The organism is Photobacterium minamisatsumaniensis (genome assembly GCF_050336695.1).
Classification (GTDB): domain Bacteria; phylum Pseudomonadota; class Gammaproteobacteria; order Enterobacterales; family Vibrionaceae; genus Photobacterium; species Photobacterium minamisatsumaniensis.
In genome coordinates this window covers 325,237-351,530 of the sequence record NZ_JAKJSI010000010.1, presented here as the reverse complement: position 1 = coordinate 351,530, position 26,294 = coordinate 325,237, and the positions used below count along the sequence as shown (strand labels likewise).

The 26,294-nt window shown below is 42.9% G+C and carries 21 protein-coding genes; 11 read left to right on the top strand and 10 right to left on the bottom strand.

Going from position 1 to position 26,294, the window contains the following annotated elements:
• Nucleotides 1–88: 88 nt before the first annotated feature.
• Together yddG and L4D78_RS01935 are read right to left on the bottom strand one after the other, a co-directional pair.
• Nucleotides 89–973 (bottom strand): aromatic amino acid DMT transporter YddG, encoded by an 885-nt coding sequence (gene yddG, locus L4D78_RS01940; protein ID WP_428465377.1) that lies wholly within the window; start codon nt 971–973, stop codon nt 89–91.
• Between the two features lie 135 nt (nt 974–1,108).
• Nucleotides 1,109–1,573, bottom strand: coding sequence for an RNA-binding S4 domain-containing protein (locus L4D78_RS01935; protein ID WP_428465376.1), 465 nt, complete (start codon nt 1,571–1,573; stop codon nt 1,109–1,111).
• A gap of 23 nt (nt 1,574–1,596) precedes the next feature.
• On the opposite strand from L4D78_RS01935, the gene L4D78_RS01930 reads away from it, so the two are divergent.
• The 5 genes from L4D78_RS01930 to L4D78_RS01910 all read left to right on the top strand — a co-directional run bounded on the left by L4D78_RS01930 (nt 1,597) and on the right by L4D78_RS01910 (nt 6,705).
• Entirely contained in the window at nt 1,597–2,169 is a 573-nt protein-coding gene (locus L4D78_RS01930; RefSeq protein ID WP_428465375.1) for an NUDIX hydrolase, read from the top strand.
• Between the two features lie 212 nt (nt 2,170–2,381).
• Nucleotides 2,382–2,546, top strand: coding sequence for a hypothetical protein (locus L4D78_RS01925; RefSeq protein WP_428465374.1), 165 nt, complete (start codon nt 2,382–2,384; stop codon nt 2,544–2,546).
• Between the two features lie 307 nt (nt 2,547–2,853).
• On the top strand, nt 2,854–3,705 hold the full coding sequence (locus tag L4D78_RS01920; RefSeq protein ID WP_428465373.1) for a TPR end-of-group domain-containing protein: 852 nt from the start codon (nt 2,854–2,856) through the stop codon (nt 3,703–3,705).
• A gap of 110 nt (nt 3,706–3,815) precedes the next feature.
• Entirely contained in the window at nt 3,816–5,342 is a 1,527-nt protein-coding gene (locus L4D78_RS01915) for a DEAD/DEAH box helicase (protein ID WP_428465372.1), read from the top strand.
• Between the two features lie 76 nt (nt 5,343–5,418).
• Entirely contained in the window at nt 5,419–6,705 is a 1,287-nt protein-coding gene (locus L4D78_RS01910) for a sulfurtransferase (RefSeq protein WP_428465371.1), read from the top strand.
• An 83-nt stretch (nt 6,706–6,788) separates the two neighbouring features.
• Here L4D78_RS01910 and L4D78_RS01905 read toward each other — a convergent pair whose 3' ends face one another.
• From L4D78_RS01905 to L4D78_RS01890, 4 genes are all read right to left on the bottom strand, one after another.
• A complete protein-coding gene (locus L4D78_RS01905) occupies nt 6,789–8,951 on the bottom strand; it encodes a DUF6351 family protein (RefSeq protein WP_428465370.1) in 2,163 nt (720 codons plus the stop codon).
• A 199-nt stretch (nt 8,952–9,150) separates the two neighbouring features.
• A complete protein-coding gene (locus tag L4D78_RS01900; RefSeq protein ID WP_428465369.1) occupies nt 9,151–10,770 on the bottom strand; it encodes an OPT/YSL family transporter in 1,620 nt (539 codons plus the stop codon).
• Nucleotides 10,771–10,797: 27 nt separating this feature from the next.
• Nucleotides 10,798–11,481, bottom strand: a complete 684-nt coding sequence (locus L4D78_RS01895; RefSeq protein ID WP_428465368.1) for an AroM family protein — start codon at nt 11,479–11,481, stop codon at nt 10,798–10,800.
• Nucleotides 11,474–12,418, bottom strand: coding sequence for a DUF1177 domain-containing protein (locus L4D78_RS01890; protein WP_428465367.1), 945 nt, complete (start codon nt 12,416–12,418; stop codon nt 11,474–11,476). The genes L4D78_RS01895 and L4D78_RS01890 overlap by 8 nt, the downstream gene beginning before the upstream one ends.
• 94 nt (nt 12,419–12,512) lie before the next feature.
• On the opposite strand from L4D78_RS01890, the gene L4D78_RS01885 reads away from it, so the two are divergent.
• Both L4D78_RS01885 and L4D78_RS01880 read left to right on the top strand, forming a co-directional pair.
• A complete protein-coding gene (locus L4D78_RS01885) occupies nt 12,513–13,427 on the top strand; it encodes a LysR family transcriptional regulator (protein ID WP_428465366.1) in 915 nt (304 codons plus the stop codon).
• A gap of 112 nt (nt 13,428–13,539) precedes the next feature.
• Nucleotides 13,540–14,757 carry an MFS transporter gene (locus L4D78_RS01880; RefSeq protein ID WP_428465365.1) on the top strand — a complete coding sequence of 406 codons (1,218 nt, stop codon included), beginning with the start codon at nt 13,540–13,542 and terminating at the stop codon, nt 14,755–14,757.
• Between the two features lie 76 nt (nt 14,758–14,833).
• Here L4D78_RS01880 and torS read toward each other — a convergent pair whose 3' ends face one another.
• The gene (gene torS, locus L4D78_RS01875; protein WP_428465364.1) at nt 14,834–17,818 is read right to left on the bottom strand and encodes a TMAO reductase system sensor histidine kinase/response regulator TorS; all 2,985 of its coding nucleotides are present in this window, start codon (nt 17,816–17,818) and stop codon (nt 14,834–14,836) included.
• A gap of 139 nt (nt 17,819–17,957) precedes the next feature.
• Between torS and torT the strand changes: the two genes are divergently transcribed.
• The 3 genes from torT to L4D78_RS01860 all read left to right on the top strand — a co-directional run bounded on the left by torT (nt 17,958) and on the right by L4D78_RS01860 (nt 20,921).
• Nucleotides 17,958–19,031: a TMAO reductase system periplasmic protein TorT gene (gene torT / locus L4D78_RS01870; RefSeq protein WP_428465363.1), complete on the top strand. Its 1,074-nt coding sequence runs from the start codon at nt 17,958–17,960 to the stop codon at nt 19,029–19,031.
• A gap of 286 nt (nt 19,032–19,317) precedes the next feature.
• Complete coding sequence (locus tag L4D78_RS01865; RefSeq protein WP_428465362.1) at nt 19,318–19,776, top strand: methylglyoxal synthase; 459 nt, start codon at nt 19,318–19,320, stop codon at nt 19,774–19,776.
• 158 nt (nt 19,777–19,934) lie between these two features.
• The gene (locus L4D78_RS01860) at nt 19,935–20,921 is read left to right on the top strand and encodes an alcohol dehydrogenase catalytic domain-containing protein (RefSeq protein ID WP_428465361.1); all 987 of its coding nucleotides are present in this window, start codon (nt 19,935–19,937) and stop codon (nt 20,919–20,921) included.
• A 38-nt stretch (nt 20,922–20,959) separates the two neighbouring features.
• Here the strand turns inward: L4D78_RS01860 and helD are convergent, their stop codons facing one another.
• A complete protein-coding gene (helD, locus tag L4D78_RS01855) occupies nt 20,960–23,059 on the bottom strand; it encodes a DNA helicase IV (protein WP_428465360.1) in 2,100 nt (699 codons plus the stop codon).
• A gap of 201 nt (nt 23,060–23,260) precedes the next feature.
• On the opposite strand from helD, the gene yccS reads away from it, so the two are divergent.
• Complete coding sequence (yccS, locus tag L4D78_RS01850; RefSeq protein WP_428465359.1) at nt 23,261–25,447, top strand: YccS family putative transporter; 2,187 nt, start codon at nt 23,261–23,263, stop codon at nt 25,445–25,447.
• Between the two features lie 43 nt (nt 25,448–25,490).
• Here yccS and L4D78_RS01845 read toward each other — a convergent pair whose 3' ends face one another.
• Both L4D78_RS01845 and L4D78_RS01840 read right to left on the bottom strand, forming a co-directional pair.
• Nucleotides 25,491–25,859: a RidA family protein gene (locus tag L4D78_RS01845; protein WP_428465358.1), complete on the bottom strand. Its 369-nt coding sequence runs from the start codon at nt 25,857–25,859 to the stop codon at nt 25,491–25,493.
• A gap of 86 nt (nt 25,860–25,945) precedes the next feature.
• Nucleotides 25,946–26,239, bottom strand: a complete 294-nt coding sequence (locus tag L4D78_RS01840; RefSeq protein WP_428465357.1) for a GNAT family N-acetyltransferase — start codon at nt 26,237–26,239, stop codon at nt 25,946–25,948.
• Nucleotides 26,240–26,294: the final 55 nt, after the last annotated feature.

Below are 26,294 nucleotides of genomic sequence, written 5' to 3'. Positions count from 1 at the left end.
ACCTCCCTTTACAGCTAAACATAGCTTTTTTTGGGGAAAGTGCTGGTTCATTTATGCATCTACAACAACCAGCGAATGGCGAAAAATACTATTGCTTACGAGTCAACCACCAGCAACTCAAAGAGGCGAAAGTTACCATAACAACCCCTTGCCAAAACGTTGCCGTCAATTCTATATCAAGCAAAAATGCAGAGAGAAATGTTGAGAAGATCGGCGTGAAATATGACATCGTCGCCAGCAAAACCATATTGCCGCCAATAATAGCAATATTCCATAAAGCATACCCCGCCCCCATCACCGTGGCAGCTAGCAGCAAATCAATCCCTGCTTGCATCGTCCATACCATAGGCGGTTCATTGCTAATTAAATACTTAATCCATAATGCGATTGCAGTACCAATGAAAAACCATGTAATGGCATTTTCACCATTCGCTAAGCGCTTGGTTAAATTACAATATATTGCCCACAAGAATGCACCGACAAATGCCAACGCATAACTTACTGGGTTAGACGCCACATTTTCCGCCAATTGAGCTAGCGACAATCCTTCATCACCACTCACTGTCCATGCGACGCCAAAAAATGACAATGCCATTGCGGGGTACAACAAGGGGCTAATAGGCTTGTTACTGACTACAACGGCCAATAACACGGTCAAGCAGGGCCATAAATAGTTAATCACGCCCATTTCAACGGCCTGATGACGAGAATTTGCCATACCCAACGCTAATGACAGGCACATCTCGTAGGCAACAAACAACCCACCGCCGATCAATAGATATTTCAGTGAAAAACGCTTTGGGTTCGGTAAACCAACAAATAATGCCAATAAGAGGGAGCTAACCGTGTAAATCATTGCAGCGCCACCAATGGGGCCAAGCTGCTCGGCAACATTACGGATAAAGGCAACAATGCTACTCCAGAGTAAAATAGCGATGCAGCCTGCCAAGGTGAATTTATGTGTCGAAAACAAAAGAAGAAGCCAAAATATACTTAAGATCCTGGCAGATTAACAAAGTTACCTATTGCTTTGAAGGACGGTCCGCACTGCACAAACAAAAAAGCCGCAATAGTACGTCACTATTACGGCTTCTTCATTTCAGTCTAATTAAAAGCTAATTAGCTTACGTCCTGTCGCGTTATCAGCAGGGCCTGATTTTTCTTTTTCAGATTTTGACGTTTTTTTACCAGACTTAGCTTTGTTGCCCGACGTTGATTTATTTCTTTTATTTGCCTGCTCCGCCGGTTTCTTGCCTGAGGTTTTACTAGGTTTTGATGCTGCTGGCTGTATTTTCTCTGCTTTTGCCTCTGTCGGCTCAGTTACGGGCTGCTCACACAAAACCACATAGAATTCATTGTTAAACTCAATGACATCACCGTCATAGATCTTGCAGCGCTTGCGCTGCTCTAATTCACCATTAACCGCAACATACCCTTCAGAGATAGCAAATTTCGCTTCACCACCACCACTGACTGCATTGGCAATTTTCAACACCTTATAAAGCTCAATGGGCTGGACATTTACCTCTACGCCAAGGGCTTCTACTTCATATTCATTATTTTCTTCAGACATCACTAAACCGGTGGTGAAATAATTTGCGACAGATTCTACCCGAAACCACGCTAGCAATCACGAATTGGCTACGCTATTCTCGCGCTTTCGTTCTTTTTGGTGCTCAAAGTATGTACTGCCCACAGTGTGGTAAACAATCATTCGCTCAACAGAATGATAAGTCATTGGCCTGTCATCAATGTGGCTTTATGTATTTCCATAACACCGCAGCAGCTGTACTTGCCGTCATCACTTACCAAGACGAAATATTAATCGCTATCCGTGGTCAAAATCCAGGTAAAGGCATGTATGACTTTCCTGGCGGTTTTGTCGACCATAATGAAAGCTTAGAACAGGCGCTAAGCCGAGAATTACAAGAAGAGCTTGGCTATGAACAAGCTCACGGTAAATATTTAGGTTCATACCCAAATACTTACCATTATAAAGACGTGACATATAAAACTTGCGACAGCTTTTTTCATATTAACCTTAAAAGCAAACCTGCTTTTAAGGCCGCTGATGACGTTGAGAAAGTGCTTTGGCTCAAAACCAAAGACGTAAACAGTGAATACTTTGCTTTTGAATCCGCAAAACAGGCACTGGCGTTACTAAGGTAAATATGACTAGCGGCTACAGGCAGGTGATGTACGTAGGGTGATTACGTGGCGAGGCCTCTACGCCTACCAAAAGTAACAAAATGTGATCTACGCCCATGTACTCATCCCTGCACAAAAAACTCAAGGATGATGTTTTTTTGTTCAACCACACAGAGAATAAAGCATATCTGTTGTGGTAATTACTACACATTATGACTTGAGGGTATTACGACATGCTTATTTTTAATAAAGACTTTGTCTTTTCCGCTGTACCAGAAACTGAAGCGGAACAACAACAGGCAAGTCAGCACACACAGACAACCGAACAAGAGCAGAAGCGTTTAGCGATGCTTGCTTCCGCTCAACAAGCAGGTGGACTTGATAAGCCAACGATATAAGTATTGTACGAACATTCACGACTCGCTATATCGTTAGAGCTTGCAAATAGCTCTCCAGCGCTGGTGGTAAAATAGACTAAGGTCGCCAACCATAGACTTGCCTGTATCTCGTTGTTAGTAAGCACATCAACTCTTCAGGCCCCCCAGCGCTACTTCTCTGCCAATCCCTATGCTCCCCCGACAACACCCGCTCCCTCCACAAAAGATTTTTCATTATTCATGCTATGCTATCTCTAACAATTATGTTGATAATATCGACACTTACGTTATTTTTGAATTAATGACCATTGCAATAAAAGGAACGCTCATGCTTTATCGGCTATTTCTACTCTGTGTATGCTTCTCATTCGCCTCAGGGGCGTTTGCTGAAGAAAAATATTCAGAGCAAAGCATTTACGAAAAGCCGCTGATGGAGCGATATGTTCTTGATGAACTAAAGTCATTACGTAAAGAACAACAAGACCTAGAACGACGAATGGTTGTTGAAATTACGGATCGTGAGCTTTCCGTTGCTGATAAGTCACTAAATTACGCAAATGTGACTGTGACTTATTTTTTCTATCTCATTGCTGGTGCGGCCTCATTGTTCGCATTGGTCGGTTGGCAATCACTGCGTGATTTAAGAGATAACACAAAAAAGATTGCCGACCAGCAATTACAAGATATTGCCGATCAATATGAAAAGAAATTCCAACTCCTTGAACAGGACTTAAAACGTAAAACACGGATCATCGCGCAAAACAATAAAGAAATAGAAGTCATTAACGAAATCCACAACCTCTGGCTACGCTCGCAAAATCTACAAACACCCGAGCAGAAAATTGAGGTTTACGACGAAATTCTAACCATTCGCCCAGGTGACCTTGAAGCGCTGACTCACAAAGCCGATGCTGCAATGGAAATCCGAGAATTTCATTGGGCGCTCAGCTTGTGTAATCGCGTACTTGAACTTGACCCTACCAATGCTCACGCCCTATACCAACGTGCGTGTGCTTATGCTTGCTTAGGTGCAGAAGAGCAAGCAGTTGACGATTTAGAGCGAGCAATTCTTGGTAGCTCATCACTCAGAGAGTTAGCTTCCGAAGAACCTGATTTTGAATCACTCCGAGGTAATGAACGCTTTGAAGTTTTAATCACCTCATCTGATGCTTACCCTTAATAAATAAGGCCAAGGTCAAATAATTAGGACTTTTCTCTCTCGTACTGTAAGCTATCGCGCTTGCTGCCGTGTGAGGCAGATCAAACTTTTTACTTTATCGAGAATTGTCTATGAGTTTTGCCTCTCTGGGTCTTTGTGCCCCGATCCTTAAAGCTGTTGCTAACCAAGGCTATGAAACCCCCTCTGCTATTCAAGCTCAAGCCATTCCGGCTGTACTTGAAGGTAAGGATGTCATGGCAGCTGCACAAACAGGTACAGGCAAAACTGCAGGCTTCACCTTACCCATTCTTGAGCGCCTTTCTAAAGGCCCTAAAGTACGCGCTAATCAAGTACGCGCTTTGATCTTAACGCCTACTCGAGAGCTAGCCGCACAGGTTGGTGAAAATGTTGCGACTTACTCAAAGCACTTACCGCTTAGCTCTGCTGTTGTATTTGGTGGCGTTAAAGTAAACCCACAAATGATGCGCATGCGACAAGGTGCCGATGTACTGGTCGCTACGCCTGGGCGTTTACTTGACCTTTACAATCAAAAAGCGATTAAGTTTAACCAACTTGAAGTCTTGGTACTCGATGAAGCTGACCGTATGTTAGATATGGGCTTTATTCGTGATATCAAAAAGATTTTGGCTTTCTTACCAAAAGAACGTCAAAACCTACTTTTCTCAGCGACATTCTCTGATGAGATCCGTCAACTGGCAAAAGGCTTGGTTAACAACCCTGTTGAGATCTCTGTTACGCCACGCAATGCAACAGCAAAATCAGTAAAACAGTGGGTTCACCCAGTTGATAAAAGCAAGAAATCGGCACTGCTAACCAAGCTTATTCAAGAGAAAAAGTGGAAGCAGGCATTAGTATTTACTCGTACTAAGCACGGTGCAAACCGTCTGGCTGCATTCCTTGAAGCACGTAACATTACCGCAGCAGCTATTCATGGCAACAAGAGCCAAGGTGCACGCACCAAGGCACTCGCAAACTTCAAAAGCGGTGAAGTTCGTATTTTGGTTGCAACAGACATTGCTGCACGTGGTATTGATATCGATCAGTTACCGCAAGTGGTTAACTTCGACTTGCCGAATGTCGCAGAAGATTATGTTCACCGTATTGGCCGTACAGGCCGTGCAGGTGCAGAAGGCCAAGCAGTTTCACTGGTTTGTGCCGACGAATTCAAAGAACTAAATGCTATTGAGCAGTTAACGCAGCAACACCTTGAACGTGAAGATGTTTTCGGTTTTGTACCAAGCAGCAAGCTACCGGTATCATTAGCGCTTAAAGCAGTTAAGCCAAAAAAACCTAAAAAACTTAAAATGGATAACGGCCGACAATCTACTGGCGCCAATAATACAGGTTCTAGCAAGTCGTCACCAAAAACCAAAACATCGTCAAACGGCTCAAACAAGCCTAAAGCACGTAATGGCCAGTCGCGCAAAACAACAAATGGCGAAAATGGTGCTGGTCGCGATGAAAAGCCAAAAACAGGTAATCGTAAGCCAGCCGCACAGCGCCAACGCAGTGAAAAAAATAGCAGCACGAATAAAAATGGTAGCGCTGCAAATACGGGTAGCAGCCATAAAAAGCCACAAAATAAAAAACCAAACCAAGGTAACAATAAGAACATAAAACCTGCTTTAGCAAGTTAAGGTGTGATCTTACATAGGTAATTTGCAAGGCTAGCATCATATAATGCTAGCCTTGTTTCATATATGGACTATGTACATGTCATCGCACAAATGGTTTACGTTACCTCTTCTCTACCTGTTTAGTCCCCAACTACTCGCTATTACTTTTGATCAGTTGGCTGAATTTCAAACGACACACCAAATCATCGACTGCCGTTCAAGTAACAATTACAACGGCTGGCCTGAAGGCGAAGCTACGCGTGGCGGCCACTATCCAGGCGCGATTAACTTTGATACTGATTGGCTCAGCACCTTACGCCCACCTAGATTACAAGCACTACTCGATAGTCACGCCATTGATATCAATAAGCCGACTTACCTTTATTGCGATAACGATAAAGCTAAACGTGTGAAGCAACAATTTGCTCAACTTGGCAACGATAACGTGACTATCATCGCTGAGCCTATTACTCATTATTCGGGTGAACTGGTTGCTTTAAAAAATCACCAACAACTTGTACCTGCTTCTTGGGTACAACAGCTGCTTCAAGGTGAACAAGTCGCTCACCCACCAGCAAAGGGGTTTAAGGTAATCGAAGTTGCTTGGGGACCACCCGCTAAATATCTCATCTCCCATATTCCTTCCGCTCTGTACTTAAATACCAATGATATTGAATCAGAACCATGGTGGAACAGAGTCTCTGATCAAAAAATTACTGAGGTTATTAATAACTTAGGCATACGCTATGACACGACCGTGATCCTATATGGTCGTGATAATACCGCAGCGGCTCGAGCCGCCAGTATTATGATGTATGCGGGTGTTGAAGATGTTCGGCTACTTAACGGTGGCTGGAAGTCATGGGTCAATGAGGGGTATAGAACACAGCCAATGAGAAATAGAGCGACGCCTGTTGAATTTGGCCGGCCTATCCCCTCTAACCCTGATTTTATTATTGATGTCCCCGAAGCGAAGCATATTCTCGCAGACCAACAGAACCAATCTCTTGTTAGTATTCGTAGCTGGGCAGAGTACCTTGGTGAAACCAGTGGCTATAAATATATTGACCCCAAAGGGCGAATTACTGGCTCTAAATGGGGCCATGGCGGTTCAGACCCCTATCATTTAGAAGACTTCCGTAATCCTGACGACACTATGATCAGCCCTGATATTATTACTCGCTTTTGGCAAGACTGGGGAATAGAGAAGGATCACAATGTTTCTTTCTATTGCGGGACAGGCTGGCGTGCTTCAGAAGTGTTTTTCTATGCTTATGTGATGGGCTGGGAGCATATCAGCGTCTTTGATGGCGGTTGGTATGAATGGAGCGGCAATCCAGAAAATCCGTTCGAAATTGGTGATGTTTCACCACAGAAAAGCTAGCGACTCAGTACCTTAAATTACAGCAGTCATAACTTAAACTTTAACGCCGATAGAAAGGATTTGGAACATTCAGATCCTTTCTATTATAACTGCTTTGGCCGCCCTGCATCACCGAGGCTATAGTCACACACCCCATCAGGAAACGTTAGCTTTAGAATGCTGACTTTCGAAGATAAATCTAAATCACCGTATATGCCACGTTCGATCGCAGCTTCAATAGTCATGAGATGGCATTTAAAAATACTGCCTTTCCAAGGTGCGCCCGCTTGTATCCGGCTATTACTATAAATGGGGAAACGCTCAGTACAAGTTCCATTAACTTGCTGATTCCAACGGCCATTAAAAACGCCATCACCAGCCGCAATAATACTGCCACTTTCATCAAAACAAGTGTCTTTGGCCAGCGCTGGTTTTGCAGTTAGTACTTTTCGTTGATAAGGCCAGTGCTTAGGCAACGTGTTTATCGCCAGCAACCATTCATCCATCACCTCATACGCTTCTTCAACTGGCGTATGTTGCTTTTCAGATATCCAAATAACATGGTTTTGAGCATGATTTTGTGAATTGAGGATCCGTAGCCGGCTAACAAAAGAAGCTGATGTATGATGCATATTTAAATCATCTTCAAGGTAATGGCGAATATCGATAATAGGTAACGATATTCTGCCAATAAACACCTGGCCATATTCATAAGCTTTGTTAATAGCAGAGATCGTTGCCGATTGCCGCTGTGCAGAAATATTATCGACTGCGGTAATATTATGATTACTCCAGAGTGATAACCAAATCGGAGGGATAGCCGCTCCTAGTTTCAATTTTCGCTCAGGCTTCATTTTATATAACGGCTTCCATGCGCCTATTTTCCTGTTTATATCAATAAACTCATCAAATGATATCTGATTATTAATTAGCGCCTGTAGGCCATACTGCACCCCGATATTATCCCACGTTGAAAGTCCCAAACCGGTTTGGTCTTTGCCGTATATCTGCGCCATATCCTGCCAATAATTCCACTTAACCGCTTTAACGACCGTGTCATGATAATAGGGCTTGAGAAAGCCTTGCCTAGGGTTATGAATATAACTACTTAAGCCAAAATAACCGTTAATACATTCGTTGTTTCCTGTTGGAAATCGGGGACGTTGCCAATGCCATAACTGGTTCAACGGTTGCAACCAACCATACTTTTGTTCAGCCCCATTAATCGCACGTAACCCTTCTACGGCTTGTCGTTTGTGCCAATCTTGCCAGTTATCTTTATTGCTGGCACGAAAGCTAAAGTAGTTATTGAATAAGTCGCAATCTAAGGCATAAGTGCTAACGCTGACCATATCAGGGTAAGAGTACAAAGGAAGAATACCATCTAAAATGCCCTGACTATTTTGACCAATAAGGTATTGCGCTAAGCCACCGCCAGACCCCCCTATTCCAACCGTGTATAACGGTTCACCAAATAGGCTAACAAACTGTGTTTTCACTCTTCTCGCAGTATCTTCAGCCAATAACATGTTATAGCCATAACTGGTTCTATTGCCACTTGATGTAATTAAGGCATACCCTTTTTGTAATTGTGATAGCTCTTTATTTATTAAACGGAATAATCTGATCCGCCCCTGCCGATACCCGATTCCCGACCCGCCTTCAAACCGATAAATTAAGCGTTTATTCCAAACATTAGCGCTATTCTGACTCCCTACTTCATCCAGATTTATCGGCATTAAAAACGTGTAGATATAACGATTAATTGTTCCTTGTTCAACCCTAAGCAACAGCTCATCTTTGCGGGGGGGAGATTGCTGTAATTCAAGCGCGGTTTTATGATGCAGCTCATTATTAGTGCCAACAACTACATAGGATAAACGCGTTTTCACCGAACAATCTTTCGAGTAACCGATAACGGTTTCAGCCTTCTCTTCATCGTAAACAGGGACGCCTAAGCCTAATTGATTATCGACCAGTGGTTGCTCTAAACCAGAGTCAAGGGTCATGCAATAGAAAGGGTACTGGTTGGAACCAGAATAGAGGGATTGAACCGGGCCTACCTCCCCCACTTTAATCGGGAATGAAAATGTTTCTGTAGGTCTCGGGGTTTTACTAATATGTTGATTAACTTCGAGTAAATAATTCGCTTCCGGCACCGCAATGGCTTTAACTTGCCTTGCAATAATATCGTCATGATTATTCACCAGACGGTCGATAAAGAATAAGAGCAGAAAGACAATCACTACAAAGAGTATTTTTTTCATAACATCATTTTTGTGTATGACTCAATAACTATAAGTGTAGCTCCTCAAAATTCATATAAATAAAAATACTCCCCACTAATTAATAATGTAGAGAGTATTACTCCATAATATTTAAACATTAAAATAATTCACACATTTGAAATATTAACCTTAGTTCAATTAATCCCTATGCACGAAATAAGAGCTTTCCGTTACATAATTATTTTGAACCAAGTTTCAACGTCGAAGTAAAAAAGCTGTATAGTGCCGAACCTGAAATTGCACCAGCACCCAGTACATACAGTTGTTTTTTACCTTGTTCACCAAACATCTTAAGAACGATAAAACGGATCGCAAGACCAACAAAAATCATAATCCCAGCTTTTGGCGACATAATTAGCAATCCTGTCGCAAGCAGCACACCAATTTGACGAGAAATTCCACCAATAAATTGAATAATAGCTCCAACAACTGCCCAACCTGCAAGCATTGTAGCAATACTACTATCTGCTCCTGCCTCAATCGTCGCGACATACACTCGTGCAACGGGCGGAACTAAATCTTGAGCAAAATAAAATTGATGAGCAAAAGCAACAATGATGATCGCAATACCAAAACTAAATAACTCTGCGAAATATTGTTGTTTCCGCCCTGCTAGTTCAAACTCTTCATCTGTTCCCTCTTTACGGATCACCCAACCAGCTTTTAGATCATAAGCCATATCGGCAAATGCCGGACCAGTAGCAACAGTAAATGCAACCAGTATGCCCAATGCCTCGCTAGGAAAACCTATTAGCATTCCTAGGACAAGAAAAATCAAGCCTGTCGCAAACGAGGGGAACCACCCCGAATGCATTGCTGCAATACCAACAATCATTTCTGAAGCAAGAGCGGCTACAGCAGCGAAGGCCAACCAGCCAATCATCATGCCTAAGCTCATATCTGTATAAATACCCGTTCCTATAGCCAGCATCAATGCAATAGTAAGGTAAACACTGAAACCACTACACATAGCTAACTTCATTTGTAGCGCAGAACGTGTTGGACGTTGCCCCTGAATTTCATCGTCATTACTTTCGGTATCATCGCGACGCATAAGCCTTAGAATCTGAATTAAAGCCACCATACCAGCACCGATCATGATCCCATGTGGAATATATTGCGAATTGATATCAAAACCGAAGATTTCAATCGAATAACCACGAATAAGTAGGCCAACCCCTAAAGCACCGAGAGCGAATACATTAGAGATCCATGCAATACCCAGCATTTCTGTAGGTATACCGGCACTCTTACCTAATGCACCACCTATCATACCGACGCCAAGTAAGATTGCACTTTTCCCTTTATTTGCTGCAGCTTTCAATGCTTCAGCTGTCGCAAAGCCTGGAGGCCACGCACCACGAGCACTAAATAACTTCGAGTCAAACGAAAAATATAATATTGATGCATCTGTAATTACAGCTAACGAAGCACCAATTAACATTGGAATTACCATGTCTTGTTGACCCATTAAAAAAGGGATCGCTATTGGTAATAACAGGCCATTTGCAGCTGAAAATGTCGCGCCGGAAATAGATGTTTGAACTAACGTCTGGTTTTCTAACCGCTTAAACTTACTAAATAACTTTATTGGTATATACGAAATAATAATGGCAACCAATGCACCGATAATCGATGTATTAGGTGTTATTCCAACACGAGTTATTAATTCAAGTCCAATTATCGCCCCAAGTGAAGCAATAAAAACATTAAATAACATTTGTGATGCTACAAAAAATTTCGGATGGGCATCAGGTGAAGTCACGACTTCATCTGGATTATAAACATTGGTCTTCATAGTAATCCTTACTAAAAATTCTATCCATTAAATCCCAAAAAGAGTTTTCACCGTATTAAAAATAATTTCTCGCGGGGTAATAACACGCTTTCCTGACCAAGCTTCTATTTTATTTCTATGTTCAAGACTATATCCCATACAATCCAGAAAGATAAATTCACCTGATATATCTTTCGCTTTTAACGCAGCTTTATATAGTTGTTCCTCATCCTTGTATGGGGAGCCAAATATGCTTTTCACACTAAACCCGGCGCTTTCCCAGCGCCTTCTAGCATTTTCTACTTGTGCCTCCTCTGGTGACATCACAATAAATGATGACGTCCCTAACCCAGAAAAGAAGTGACGAGTAATATTATTTGGAGATAACAAAATACAATCATCAAATGAAAAAGAAGGTAGGTCTCCAGTACATAGAATTAGAATAGCGTCAGGTTCGTGTTCCTGTATCCGAGATAATGCACGAAATAAGAGAGGTTCTAGATCCGATTCCGATATACATACCTGCTGCCCATTAATCATCCGTGAAACGAGGATGTCTTGTTTACCTGCAATTGGATATTTCTGTTCAATCTCAGCTAAGGATAAAGTATCAAGGGCCCCCTCCTCCACCCAACGCTGCTGGCTCCCAAGCAAGGATTGTAAGTCTTCATGCAAATCTGAGCGGGGCAATTGACCAATCGTCACTATTCCTAGTAAGGATGAGCTATCCATTTATAATACCACGGGTTTGAAAATGGCTCTGACTACCATATAGATTCTGCATAAGTTCAAATTCTTTGCAATCAATAAACGTACACACTCCCTGACCAAAGTCTCTCGCCACTTCGATAGAAAAACGGGCAGCTTGTTCGATATCAACTTCATGGCTAGCGCCTGTTGCACAACCAGCAACAGGAATCGCAGTTGATAGTGCAACCCCTATTACGGGCGCATCTGAAGCAACTGCCGGCTGTAAAATACTATTCAAATGGTACAGATCATTACCGTAAGGTGTAATATCTTGAATACTTAATGGGAATACATTAGCCTTTTCGCCAGTGGTACGTTCCACGACATTAACCACACTATCACTTACCTTTAGAATATAGCCTTGGCATACCGTTGGAGAGATCGCGATACCTCGATAATTCATAATGCGATTACCTTTTGTTGTATCAATAGATACAATCGCATCCATTGCAGTATCCACTTCATATGCCCAAGTGTCTTCAAAAGTGATTGGAGAGTCCATAAATGGTACAGGGTAATGTTCACGAGTTGGTGCGTCAGGGCAAATATGCGTGGTGACAATAACATCACCTTTTAAATAATCACCGTTATTTGCCATTTTAATCAATTTTGCTGCAGCTGATAATGCAGCAAGAGCACCATCGCCATCAGAAACGAAGCTAGTAATTTCAGGTCGAGCACCAATTCCCCCCAATCGTCCAATAATGCCAAGTGTTGGTGCTATACCACCTGATTTTTTTCCTTCAGATCCAGAGATCGTGACTTTAATAAAATCAGACTTTCCCTTATCAGACGTTATTTGATTGATTTCTACTTGCTCACTCTTTGCTCCTAAGGAACATAGATAATCTTTGACTGTATTCCCCGATGCACTTGGTGTATCCAATAACTCAAATAAATCCATCACCTGCTTTAACATCGACCTTCTCCTTGGGTTAATTGACTATCTAGATAGTAAATAGGTTTATTGATAAGATAAATTTGAATTAGCTATGCATTTATAAGGATATTTTATGAATATAAACTCACGGCAGTTGCAAGCTTTTTTAGCTGTAGCCCACCATGGTAGCTTTACTGAAGCGGCTGAACAGCTTTACCTTACTCAGCCATCACTGAGTAATCAGATACGCCAGCTTGAAGTTACCCTTAAAGTTAAACTATTTGATCGAACAACACGTCAAGTGTCTCTAAGCGACGCAGGCCGAGCCTTTTTGCCCACAGCTGAAAAAATTCTGAATCGATTAATCGGTGGCGTTAGTGATATGCATGAATTTGCGGCTGGAAGGATGGGGAAAGTGACTTTTGCTGCCTTACTTACTGTCGGTGCAAGCCTAGTACCAGTTGCAATGATGGAGTTTCAACGACGTAATCCTAAAGTTGTCTTAGAGTATATTGAAGAAAATGATGAACCGATGTATCAACAGGTGCTGAATGGTGATATTGATTTTGGGATTGGCTCTTCACCAACAAGCAAACATGATATTGAGTTTATTCCCATCTATAAAGATTACCTTCACTTCGTCTGCTCTCCAGAACACCCACTAGCAAATCAACCCGAAGTGAGTTGGTATCAAGTTGTTCAATACCCGTTTATTGCGATGAAAAGCGGCATGAGTATGCGCCATTTAACTGAAAAAGGGTTTGCTCTGACAAATACACCATTGATACCAGTACAAACAGCAACTTACCAATCAACCATTCTAGGTATGGTTGCATGTGGAATCGGTGTGAGTGTGCTCCCGTCATCACTTAAGATCATGTTTAATCGCAATGATGTTCGGATTATTCCTATTACAGAATCACTTTATAGAGACATTGGATTAATTATTCCAATAAAGAAAGAACTCTCACTCGGTGCCAAAGAATTTATTAGTGTTTTCAAAGAAGTAGTGAATAACAATAACCAGCTGTTACCTCGCTCTGACTAAGTAACCCTATACCAAAAACTAACATAAAAATTAACACATCATAACAATTGACTTAAAGCTAACTTTAACTAGTAGAGTGGTAGCCATCATCTGAAATAACAAGAAAGTCGCAATGAAAAATAAAAACCTTCCGTACTTATCAGGACGATTTTTTGATGGGATCAGCTCTGGCTTATTTATGATGGCACTGCCATGGCTAATGCTTAAAACACCGAATATGGGCACCTTTGTTGCTCTGACAGCCTTAGCGTGTACAAGTATTTCATTTATCTGTACGCCTTTCTTCTCGACTCTTATCGATAGACACTCAAGAAAGGCGATCTTGGTATGGGTTCAGGTGATCCAATCATCAGCAGCCGCTACTGTGGGTTTTGTTTTCATGTTCGACTTAGGCTCTCATTGGATACTTGCCCTATCCCAACTGATCTTTTGGGTATCGAGTAACATTGCTTGGAATACCAATAATGCCTTTACCCAAGAAAACTACCACTCACATGAATACGCTAAAATATCAGGCTATCAAGAAATTGTAATGCAAACAACGACCCTTGGAGCTGGTGCTATAGGCATTATTCTACTTGAACAATGGGGTATATTGGAATTTACTGCCTTTGCCGCAACAGCTTCAGCTATTGCAGCACTCAGCTATATATTAACGCCATATAACCGTCAATTTACTCCTAGCAAAAAAGTATCTTTCCTCAGTCAAATAAAAGAAAGTCAGTCTATTTTCGCCGCAGAGCCAGCTTTTTATGGCTTCTTATTACTGTCTTGCCTCTCATATCCGGTACTCACATACCTTGGTAAATTAGTGCCGATTTTATTTTCAGATCTCGATGTCTCTGGCAGTTGGGTTGCAATGTATAACATGGCTTTTGGATTGGGTTCGTTAATGACTGGACTATTAATTTCTCGGGTTATAGGGCGTATCAGACACGGCAAAATCATGCAGTATTCAATGCTTGTTCTCGCCATTGTTTTAATGGCAATGGGAGGAGCTATACAGCCTTTATACATTGTTCTGCTCACTCTCAGTTTTGGCTTTTTCAATGCATTAAACCGCATCGCTAGAACAAACTGGATGCATCACACTGTCGATATGTCGCAACGTGGCCGCGTTGATGGTGGCCTAGGAATGTTTGCAACCCTAACCCAAAGTTTAAGCTATGTCTTGATTGCTTTTCTCGCCCACTATGATGCTATCGAATTTGGCTTTGTTATCGCTGGTGTCATTATGCTACTCGCCAGCATAGGGATGTTAGTTTTAAACAAAAGGTTGCCTCTAGACCAAAAGTTCTCCCAAGAAGCGACACTTGCCACTCAGAACTAACCGGCCAATATAATATGGAAAGAGGGTCCCTACAGGCTCAAACTGCCCGTAGGGAAATCAGCATAGGTTAAGGGGATTACTCCCTTGTTTTAAACGTGGTTAACAATGCTTCTTCAGAGGCTGCAAACACTTGCTCAAGATCTTCAATAGACAAGTCTTCAATCGAGCCTTCTTTGGCTGACTTTTCATATGCTGAGCAAGCTTGATGTAATCGAGTGAGCCCCATCGTACCTGCCGCACCTTTTAAGGTGTGTGCATAATTAGCAACCTCAGGTAACTGGTTGTTTTCAATCGCAATCAACAGCTTTTCAAATATTTCAGATGAGGAGCTAACAAACAACTCAATCATCTTTGCCACCATACTTTCACCCAAAACTTTCAAGTCACTACCCAGAACGGTTTCATCTAAAACAGGTACAGCATTGTTATTATTCATTGTTTGGTATTCCTGACATTGCGTTTCATCTACCCTTGTATCAGCTATCACTTTATTCGACGTAGGTTGCTCATCCTGAATATCACTTTCGACAATCACGCGATCTTTTCCAGCCAACACATTACCAATTACTTCAACGAGTTGCTTTTCAACCAAGGGTTTAGGCAAAAAGCCCGCAAAACCTTTAGTTAAATACAACTCGACTTCCTCATTAAAGACATGTGCAGAGAAAGCCACCATCGGCATCAAACTACAGCCTTCATGCACCTGAGAGTGCGCTTCTATCTCTCTTAATCGATCAAGCAATTCGACCCCATTGGTATCGGGTAAATTAATATCCAGTAACGCAATATCAAATGCCTGCTCGCGATATATCTCTTCAGCTTGCTTGCCATCTTCAGCAACGACAACACTATGACCAAGACGATGTAAAAAGCCCTCAGCCACTAAGCTGTTTACTGGATTATCTTCAACCAAAAGAATACGGGCAGAAACCGCGGTATTCATCGACACCGGAGCTCCAGCATCAATGACCTTTTCACAGGGTTTAAGGTTGAGTGTAAACCAAAAACAGCTGCCCACATTTGGGGTTGAATATAGACCAATCTCGCCGTTCATGGCTTCAACAATACGCTTACTTATCGCAAGCCCCAACCCAGTACCGCCCGCCGTTTGCCACCCCTCACTCGATTGTTCGAATGCATTGAACATTTTCTGCTGTTCATCGAGGGGGATACCAATACCTGAGTCTTCAACTTCAAAATGTAACCGCCCTTCAACATGGGGAGCAGCACTGATATTGACCTGTACCGTGCCTTCTTCGGTAAACTTAATCGCATTACCGATTAAATTCACCAGCACTTGTCGAATACGAGTCGCATCGCCTCGCCAAAACTCTTTAACGTTATCGTCGATATTGATAGCCAGTTGGATATGCTTTGCAATGGCGCGATTTTCTAGCAAGTTATGAATATCATTCAGTAATATGGGCAACGAAAAATCGCTCGGCCGAATATCCAAATGACCAGCCTCAATTTTCGAATAATCGAGTACATCATTAAGAATATCTAGCAGCGTTTCACCGCTGCGATTAATAACGTCCAAATACTTGGTTTGCTGTTCATTTAAGCCTGTATCAGCAAGTAAGGACGCGGTGCCCAAAACACCATTCATGGGCGTTCTGATTTCATGGCTCATTGTGGCTAAGAAAGCCGATTTCGCACGGTTTGCATTCTCAGCTTCAGCCCTAGCTACCGCATGGTTGTTTACTTCTTCATTTAGCTTACTATTGGTACTTTCAAGCTGACTCGTACGTTCTGCCACCTGCTGTTCCAAACTATTTTTATGCTGCTGAAGCTCAAACCGTATTTTAGACTCAACTTGCGCTAGACGGTGACGTTCATAAGCGGTATCTCGTGCCACCATAATTGCCCGCCCCATTTGAGCTAATTCATCATCGCCTCTAATCTTCAAACGGATATTCAAGTCACCCCGTGACAATGACATTAAGGCTTGGCTGTAATCATTTATTCGGCGGATCACTCGCGCATAAACATAACGCCACATAATCAGCACAAGCGCGAGCATACCAAGAACTGAAATTACAATAAGGCTATTTCTTGCTACATTCAGTGCGTCATCAACTTTTGTGATTGCTTGCTTGGTACCCGTATTGGCCGCTTTAATAATGTCATCAACCGTTTGGTTTAACTGCTGAAACAACACTAAGTTTTGTTGTTCCATACGCTCAACATCTTGCTTGGCCTTGGTGAGCTGTTCTAGCTGGTGAAAAAGCTCTCCCCCTTGATGAAGGGTTTTCGTTAATGCTAATAACTGCACAGAACGGCTTGGGTCTTCTACTGATTTCACCCGATGCTGTATGACAGACACTGAGTAATTAAACCGTTTTTTTAACGCCACAAGTTGGGGCACGGTATTAACTTGATTCAAGTCATCAAGCATATTAATTACTTGCAAAGACAGAAACCGTAGTTCAAACAAACGCTCAGCTAAATCCATATCCACTTCAACAAGGCTATCTAGCGCATTGTAAACAGCTGGCTTATCATCATTTTCTACCAAGTCATAAATTCTCGATACATTAGCGACGGCAATAGTATTAGCATTTGAAACCTGTGATTGGGAAAGGGTGTCGATTTGCACCGCAGCAAGCGTCATCTCATCGTTAAGTTGCTGTACTTGATCGGTTAATGTCAGTTTACGGCCAACCAGTACCCCTAGCATGGCTAGGTTATTGACAATATTTTCAACATCTTCATCCAGCTGCTGCATTAATGCCTGCTCAAATGGGAATTGCTCTAGCGACTTTAAGCTTTGCTTTAATGCTTCAATATGAATCGTTAGTGATTTCCCTTGCTGATCGCGCTCAGCTTCATCTTTCGACTTTGCCAAGACTTGAGCGGTAAAAATAATACGGGTACTGAAATCAGAAAGCTGACGAGCTTCAGCTAATGCGGGTACAGCTGAATTAATTACTGTCCGTTCCGTTTTGGCGACCAACGAGAACCCTGCAACACCAATAACAACAGCAATAATCATTAATCCAGCCATCATGGAAAAGGCAATCAGCAACTTCTGCCCGATACCATTTGGAGTAAATGTCATACTAACAACCACGAAAATAAAATAACAAGCCGTGCGATAATGACTATTATGAATAGCCAAAACAATATGATGGTATTATACCCTAGTTACTTCAAGATGCTCGTTTCTACGAGATGACTCATTAAATTGGTATTAAGCAATGAACAAAAAATTGATCCTTTCCCTATTAATACTAATAACGACCATTCCTTTAACTCAAGCCGTAGAAATAATCACCTACACGCCACCTTTTGCGATGGATAAACAGCCAGTCTCAATAAACTATCAGCCATTAAAAAAATCCCAACAAAAGTGGAAGTTATGTGCTGTCTACCCCCACTTAAAAGACTCCTATTGGCTTTCTGTCAATTACGGTATGGTTCAGCATGCCCAAAAACTGGGAATACAACTGAAAGTACTCGAAGCTGGGGGCTATCCCTACCTAGAAAAACAACAAAGCCAGCTTAAAGATTGTAAGGAATGGGGAGCCGACGCCATTATTCTTGGCACCGTTGACAGCCAAGCATACGATGGCCACCTTACTGAGCTTACAGGTAGTATCCCTGTATTTTCCACGATCAACGACCTCGATATGCTAAACCCTGACAGCCACAAAAATATTGTTGCTCGAGTCGGAATCAATTGGTATGAAATGGGTTATAAGACGGGTGAGTTTTTAGCCGCCCAACACCCTAAAAACAGCCCAATAGTCAATGTTGCATTACTGCCAGGCCCGAAGCAACGCGGCGGCACAAAACCAATGGTACAAGGCTTTCTTGATGCCATCCAACAGGGCAATATCAATGTGGTAAGAACGGCGTGGGCTGATAACAGCAAAGAGCTGCAAAGGAACTTACTGCAACAACTCTTTGTAAGTGGCCACGATATTGATTATATCGTAGGAAGTGCGGTCGCAGCCGAAGTGGCTATCAGTGAACTACGCACGAATAAGATGACCGCCGACGTAAATATTTTATCTACCTACCTGAGTCACGGTGTATATCGTGGCCTATTAAGAAATAAAATACTCTTCTCACCAACGGATAAAATGGCACAACAAGCCATGCTGTCGGTCGATCAAGCGGTTCGTTATCTTGAAGGTAAACCTTTAGAAAAAGATCTCTCACCAAAAATTGAAGGACTAACGCCAAACAACCTACCAGAACAGGCCATTATTGATTCTCTGTCATCATCAGAGTTTCGCCCTGTATTTGATGTCGGTATCAACAAATAAGCTTTAATGGTAAATCCGTTGCTTATGGTTATCCATACACTCTACTCTGACATCACAAAAAAATGTGTTAGCTATCTTTGATTTCAACCAATTAGGATGTACATCTACCGCAAGCTCTGGTAGTTATAGCTAACCAACTTGAAGATGCTCGATTTAACCTAAATGAATATCTTCAAGTTGGTTAGTACACATATTCAGACATTAATAGGCTAAGTCGCCAAAATCTGGTGAATGGATATTTAGCCAAATATTCAGTTGGTCATTTCGTATCGTTGTGGAGTTATAGATGCACGTTACAACCCGCAAAATGGAAACAAACAAACATATCGCCCTTGTTGCTCATGACAATTGTAAAGAACACCTACTTCGCTGGGTACTTGAGCATAAAAGTAAGCTTGAAAGTCATACGCTCTATGCGACAGGTACAACGGGCCATATGATTTCACAGAAATCAGGACTCGCAGTTAACTGCTTACTAAGTGGCCCAATGGGTGGCGATCAGCAATTAGGCGCATTAATTTCTGAAGGTAAGGTCGATATGATGATCTTCTTCTGGGATCCACTTAACGCGGTGCCGCATGACCCTGATGTAAAAGCCCTACTTCGTATCTCTGCGGTATGGAATATTCCTGTTGCAACGAACCGTGCAAGCGCGAATTTCATGATTTCATCACCAAAGCTGGCAGAAGAAGTTGAAATCGAAATCCCAGATTACGATGCATACTTAACCGAGCGCTTAGGCTAACCTAACATCGAGTTTTAATGGCCTGCTTTTTAATAAAAAGCAGGCTTTTTTATAGGTTTTCATATCAAACAGCCAAAGAAATAATGACCCGCACCACCCCACTTGGAGATTTCTGGTTTATTGTTTAAAGACATAATAAGAATTTGCTGTGGTGGCTCATGAAAGCATGGAAACTAACAAAACCAGAAGGACTCGATTGCCTCAAACTACTAAAAGCCGCAAAACCTACCCCTGCAAGGGATGAGGTCTGTATACAGGTAAAAGCGGTTGGCCTAAACCCTATCGATTATAAATTGGCAAACTGGGGCTATGCGACTTGGCAATACCCGCAAGTTATAGGGCTTGATATTGCCGGTATTGTGTCGTTTGTTGGTGAAGATGTTCATCATTTTCAACCCGGTGATAGAGTCATGTGCTTTGTCGACCCTCGCGATGCCGGAGGCTTTGCCAACTTCGCCATTTCTAAAGCCTATGCGCTAAGCCGAATCCCACAGAATGTAAGTTTTACCGATGCTGCAGCGCTACCTTGTGCAGGCTACACCGCTTGGCAAGCCGTACATGATAAGCTTCGACTTACGGCAGGGCTCAGCGTTGCAATAACGGGCGCTGGAGGCGGTGTCGGAGGATATGCTGCCCAGTTAGCCAAATTAGCAGGGGCACATGTTTATGCGATTGCCCATGCTCAGCACCATGACCGTTTACTCCACTACGGTATTCAAGATGTCATCGACCCAAGCACAGAAAATACGGCAATGCGGTTAATCGAGTTAACAGAAGATAAGTTGGTGCACAGCGTTATTGATTGTATATCAGCAAAATCTGGTAGCGTCATGAGCGCCCTAATTCAATACAACGGCCAAATTGTGATGATTGCCGACCAATTCAATCAAGTGCCTTTATTGGCAACAACAAAAGCACTGAGTATTCATGAGGTTGCCATTCATGGCACCTATGCCCATGGTCATCAAGAGCACATCCAGCACTTAGCCAATATTGGCAATTCATTGATTAATTTGGTTAATGAAGGCCTACTTCACCCGATGGTCGATAAAGTATTCTCATTCGAAGAGCTCGATAAAGGGCTTGCGTACCTACAAAGCCAGCAGCATAGCGGAAAGGTTGTGGTATCACTTAACGAGAAATAACCAACAAGGGGGATATATCCCCCTTGTCCATATCTAAACTATTTTTTCGTTCTTTTTTCAGTGTTTTTTATTCGTTTAATTTTGTTGATGACTGGGTATTTTTCATCAATCAGCTCATTAACAAAAGAGGATGTTTTTTCGGGTTCCGCACATACCCAAACATGTTTCTTCGCGCGCGTAAGCCCCACGTAAAACAAACGGCGTTCTTCTGCATCAGCAAAAGGTTCATTTTTAGCCTGAAGGCAAGCCGCTAATCCTGTGTCTCTATCAGGCGCAGGGAAAACACCTTTATTAACACCAAGTATGAATACAAAATCAGCCTCACGCCCCTTACTGGCATGACAGGTCATAAAACTCAAACCAAGCTGAGGCCAACGTTCTTGCCACTGTTTTAGTGCTTCCGGACGTTGATTATTATTACGCCCTAGCAGCAATACCGTTACCGGCTCTTTTTGTTGTGAAGCCAATTGTGCCAGCTCTTGATCAATAAGATCCTGACATAATAGCGTGACAGCTTTGCGCTTTTGTTTTTTATGGCTCGCCAGCTCTTTTTGTAACTGTGTTGGGTTTTGTTGAATAAACGTATTCGCTACTTCACCAATCATGCTATTAAAACGGTATGTCGTACCCAGCTCAGTGATATGACAAGCACCAAATCGTGATTCAAACCCTGTCGTTAAATTAACATCTGCGCCAGCAAAACGGTAAATTGCCTGCCAATCATCCCCAACAGCAAACAACGTCGGTTTATTACTTTGGCTTTTTGAATTGCATAAAGCTTCAATCAGCGCTAAACGATGGGGAGAAATATCCTGATATTCATCAACCATAATAAATTGCCAAGACGGTGAGAATTTACCGTCTATAACATATTCGGTCGCACGCTGGATCATGCTATTAAAATCGATGTGTTTACTGGCTTTTAAATGTTGCTCATAAGCTCGATAACAAGGCCAGAGCAAAGCCAGCTCACTCTTCATTCTGGCTTTTGCGTTGTCCTGGCTATGCTTTTCTATGCTTTCGCTTAGCTGCGATTTATTCGCACCTCGCTGACCTATCAACTCGATATGACGCCATACCCAACTGATAAGCTGTTCACTACGCGCCTGCTTTTCCATTGAATTATCAGCTTTAAAGCCCGGAATACGCCATTGCGTTAAATGCTTTTGCCAACGCTTTGCTGATGCGGCGTTTTCCCACTGCTCGGTCAGCATTACCGATATCCACTCTGCTTTTGCCTTATCATCAAGGGCTACAGGTGACACGCTTGGCATCGAACCTTCAACGGCCTTAATAATCTGCGTGCCCAAGCTATGGAACGTCGCAACTTTGATTTGGTCATTCACTTTGGCAGCTAAGCGCTCACTCATTTCTTCTGCAGCTTTACGACCAAATGCCAACATCAAAACATCTTGAGGTTGCGCAATTTGATTGGCAATTAAGTAACCAGCCCGAGCAACCAACACACTGGTTTTACCCGTCCCAGCACCCGCTAATACTAAATTATGATCTTGGTTAATGAGCACAGCTTCTCGCTGTGAAGTGTTTAAAGGCGACGACTCGAACGCATCAAACCATGATGACCACTTTTCTGCTTCTTTGGTTAGCCATGTTTCGTTTGTTGATGCTACCCAATTACCATTGCCCTCAAGCCAAGGCTCTACTTTTTCAAGTGCAAGAGGCCTGAATGATGACGCGAGCTCTAACGTTAACCCCGTCGATGCCAACGATGTTTCTAGGTAATGATGCAAGTTATGATGATCAGACTGGCGTAAATACCCAACCTGATTAACATAACCATTGATACGGCTAAGCATCTCAGGAAGCGCATTGTCTAATTTTTGGACACGACCTTGCGCCCACTGGCGATAAGCCTCAAGTAATGTATTGGCGAAGGATTTACACTGGTACCATGGTAAGCCATGTACGACCCAGCAATATTCCTGATCAGCAGAACTGATTTCGAAGCTTCCCCAAAACACCCCGCGATGAATAACAATTGCGCCATCCCACTCATCAAACGGTATTTCTTCTGTTTCAAGCTGACTATCAAGTATCAGGCACTCATCACCTAATGCAACACTGCAATAATCACCTTGAGAAAGCCATTGGGCTAACCACCCTGCTGTTAAACGCATCCTGTCACCAAACTGTTCTTTAAACGCCGTTAGAATATCAAGAACTCTGTATCCACCATAGCTTCACACCACTTTTTTACGTCAGTTTTGTGCTAAAAAGTCCACTGACCCAGTATATAACTATTTTTTTTATAGGGATTTATCCCCTTTAACTAACGAACTTTGCTATCTTTAGCGCTTCACCGATTAGATTGAACTGAAATGCAAACCAGCCGCCTTAAATTAACGTTACGCCGCTACTGGGCAAACGAAAGAATTAATTACAGTATCCGTGTATTTATTGCTCTTGTGGGTGTTGCCCTTCCCTGTTGGTATTTAGATGCTAACACCGCTGTAACGCCGCTCGTACTCGGTATTATCGCCTCAGCCTTAGCAGAGACTGACGACAACTTAACGGGACGTATAAAAGCGTTTATCACGACGCTACTTTGTTTTTTCATCGCCGCGATATCGATTGAACTGTTATTCCCTTACCCAGTATTTTTTGCCATTGGTCTGTTTACTTCAACCTTTGGCTTTATCATGCTTGGGGCGATGGGCGCTCGTTACGCCAGTATCGCTTTTGCCTCGTTATTACTGGCGGTATACACCATGCTAGGCGCAGCAGAAAGCCCTAACTTATGGTATCAGCCCATGCTATTACTGGGGGGGGCAACATGGTATGGCCTTCTCTCGCTCACTTGGCAAATACTTTGGCCAAATCGTCCCGTACAACAAAGTTTGTCGGCTGTTTTTTCTGAGTTTGCTCATTACCTCGACAGTAAAAGCAAGCTGTTTGAACCTGTTTCCAACCTAGTCCCACAGCCACTTCGCTTAGAAGCGGCAAGCCAAAATGCAAAAGTGGTGACAGCACTAAATAATGCTAAGGCCACCTTGCTTCATCGGGCTCGTCGCGGGCATCCCAATGAAGTCGGTGACAAATTCCTGAAAATTTACTTTTTAGCGCAAGATATTCACGAGCGAGCCAGCTCTTCTCATTCACGCTATCAAGACTTGGCTGCAGAGTTTCATCGCAGTGATGTATTATTCCGCTTTCAACGCTTATTAGCATGTCAGGCTCAAGCCTGTCGTGAAATATCGCATGCTTTGGCGATGGGTAAGCCATATCGCCACGGCGCTGAAAGTGTTCGCGCTCTTGATGAGCTTCAAGACTCATTACTGTATTTAAAAAATCAGTCCAATCCAAAATGGCGAACCTACCTCGCCCAGCTCGACTACCTGTTTAGCAACCTAGCAACCGTCGAACGCCAACTCTCAAATGTCAGTAACCCTGACGTTGCCCAAACAGGTAGCGACACTGAACTGGATGACACAGAAGCACATAGTATGAAAGAGCGCTGGCAGCGCATTTCTAGCCAGTTTACGCCCAATTCGATGTTATTTCGTCATGCCCTTAGAATGGCGATCGCACTCACTGTCGGCTACGGCTGTATCTTAGTGCTTGATTTGGAACGTGGTTATTGGATTTTGCTAACCACTTTGTTTGTATGTCAGCCCAATTACAGTGCAACTCGCCAAAAACTAGTGCAACGGGTGATTGGTACGTTAGGAGGCTTATTAGTCGGTATGCCTTTGCTTTATCTGTTCCCTGGGCTGGATGGACAAATGGTACTGATGGTATTAGCTGGTGTGCTATTTTTCTCATTCCGCACCGCTCATTACGGTATAGCTACCTTTTTTATTACCTTACTTGTATTGTTCTGTTTCAATCAGTTAGGTGAAGGGTTCGCCGTCATATTGCCTCGCCTTGGTGATACATTATTGGGCTGTTTACTGGCAGTACTGGCAGTCAGCTTTATTCTGCCAGACTGGCAAGCCAAACGACTTCATAAAGTCATGGCCACGGCAGTTCAAACCAACCGTGATTATCTAGGGCAGATTATTGGTCAGTACCGTATCGGTAAAAAAGACAGCTTAAGTTATCGTATTGCACGTCGAGATGCCCATAATACCGATGCACAGCTCAGCACCGCTATTAGCAATATGCTGTCAGAGCCCGGACGCTACCGTATGGCAACCAATGAAAGCTTCCGCTTTCTGACTTTGAACCATGCAATGCTGAGCTACATCTCAGCACTAGGCGCGCACCGAACTCGTCTCGAAGATGAACGTACACATCAGCTGGTTGCGCAAGCACACCGCGAGATCCACGCTCATTTAGATTGCCTTGCTGAACAACTTGACGGTAACCACTGTGCCCAAGCGCCTATCGCCGATAGTGAGCTTGAACAACGTGTATCGCAATGGCGCGATGAGGATTGCACATCCATACGTATGGTGCTGCAGCAGCTACACCTTATTCAGCGAATGTTGCCTGAACTACATTCATTGGCAAATAAGCTTGCGGCAAGAACCAACCCACAAGCAGAAGTACCAGCGAAACCTTAATCCATAGGTTAGAGCCCCGCTGGGGCTCTATTTTTTCAGGGAACTACACCTTTTGGTATTCAGCCCCAGCTGCGGCGACAAACGCCATTTCCACCAGCAAATCAGGATTGGCTAATTCCACTTTTACGCAGGCGCGGCTTGGTGCGCAGCCTTCAGGTAACCATGCTTCCCATGCAACATTTAGTGCATCAAAGTTGGCAAAATCGGTTACGTAAATTGTGACCGAAACAAGCTTCGATTTATCGCTCCCTACACTCGCTAACATCTCTTCTGCTTGCGAAAATATCTGACTAACCTGCCCAGCCATATCAGCGCTGGTATCAGCCTCGGCCACTTCAACAAAATGCGCCATACCATTAAAAATCGTGACATCTGACCAACGAGCCGTTGGGTTTATGCGCTGAACATCCATTCTCTAGTCCTACTGATTGTGAAAAACAAATAAGGCTCACCATAACAGGTGACTATGTAGGCTGATATTATGCATTGAATTAATAACTAACGCTGCATTAAATGCTGCCATTCTTCATGACGCTCAAGGTAATAAACTATGTAGCTGCAAGTCGGGATAATTTTATATCCATCTCGTTCAATCTCTTGCAACACCGCTTCCATCATAATTCCCGCATAACCTTTCCCTCGCAGCGCCTCAGGCACATAAGAGCGATTGAGCGTCAGCACATTACCATCAGCTTGATAATTAACTTCGGCCTGATAGCCTGTTTCCAACTCGACAAAATACGTCTGTTTGTCCTTATCGTGTTCTGCGTAGTATTTTTCTTTCTCCATCATGGTGCCCCTGATTTAGTTACCCGAATATATTGGCTAAAAATTGTAAACTAAGTTT

Bases quoted from the DNA above. Each gene is read 5' to 3' on its own strand.
- L4D78_RS01935 (WP_428465376.1), bottom strand. From the start codon at position 1,573: ATGTCTGAAGAAAATAATGAATATGAAGTAGAAGCCCTTGGCGTAGAG.
- L4D78_RS01900 (WP_428465369.1), bottom strand. From the start codon at position 10,770: ATGAAGACCAATGTTTATAATCCAGATGAAGTCGTGACTTCACCTGAT.
- L4D78_RS01840 (WP_428465357.1), bottom strand. From the start codon at position 26,239: ATGATGGAGAAAGAAAAATACTACGCAGAACACGATAAGGACAAACAG.
- L4D78_RS01905 (WP_428465370.1), bottom strand. From the start codon at position 8,951: ATGAAAAAAATACTCTTTGTAGTGATTGTCTTTCTGCTCTTATTCTTT.
- yccS (WP_428465359.1), top strand. From the start codon at position 23,261: ATGCAAACCAGCCGCCTTAAATTAACGTTACGCCGCTACTGGGCAAAC.
- L4D78_RS01885 (WP_428465366.1), top strand. From the start codon at position 12,513: ATGAATATAAACTCACGGCAGTTGCAAGCTTTTTTAGCTGTAGCCCAC.
- L4D78_RS01925 (WP_428465374.1), top strand. From the start codon at position 2,382: ATGCTTATTTTTAATAAAGACTTTGTCTTTTCCGCTGTACCAGAAACT.
- torT (WP_428465363.1), top strand. From the start codon at position 17,958: ATGAACAAAAAATTGATCCTTTCCCTATTAATACTAATAACGACCATT.
- L4D78_RS01880 (WP_428465365.1), top strand. From the start codon at position 13,540: ATGAAAAATAAAAACCTTCCGTACTTATCAGGACGATTTTTTGATGGG.
- L4D78_RS01910 (WP_428465371.1), top strand. From the start codon at position 5,419: ATGTCATCGCACAAATGGTTTACGTTACCTCTTCTCTACCTGTTTAGT.
- L4D78_RS01865 (WP_428465362.1), top strand. From the start codon at position 19,318: ATGCACGTTACAACCCGCAAAATGGAAACAAACAAACATATCGCCCTT.
- L4D78_RS01845 (WP_428465358.1), bottom strand. From the start codon at position 25,859: ATGGATGTTCAGCGCATAAACCCAACGGCTCGTTGGTCAGATGTCACG.
- L4D78_RS01920 (WP_428465373.1), top strand. From the start codon at position 2,854: ATGCTTTATCGGCTATTTCTACTCTGTGTATGCTTCTCATTCGCCTCA.
- torS (WP_428465364.1), bottom strand. From the start codon at position 17,818: ATGACATTTACTCCAAATGGTATCGGGCAGAAGTTGCTGATTGCCTTT.
- helD (WP_428465360.1), bottom strand. From the start codon at position 23,059: ATGCGTTTAACAGCAGGGTGGTTAGCCCAATGGCTTTCTCAAGGTGAT.
- L4D78_RS01860 (WP_428465361.1), top strand. From the start codon at position 19,935: ATGAAAGCATGGAAACTAACAAAACCAGAAGGACTCGATTGCCTCAAA.
- L4D78_RS01895 (WP_428465368.1), bottom strand. From the start codon at position 11,481: ATGGATAGCTCATCCTTACTAGGAATAGTGACGATTGGTCAATTGCCC.
- L4D78_RS01915 (WP_428465372.1), top strand. From the start codon at position 3,816: ATGAGTTTTGCCTCTCTGGGTCTTTGTGCCCCGATCCTTAAAGCTGTT.
- L4D78_RS01890 (WP_428465367.1), bottom strand. From the start codon at position 12,418: ATGTTAAAGCAGGTGATGGATTTATTTGAGTTATTGGATACACCAAGT.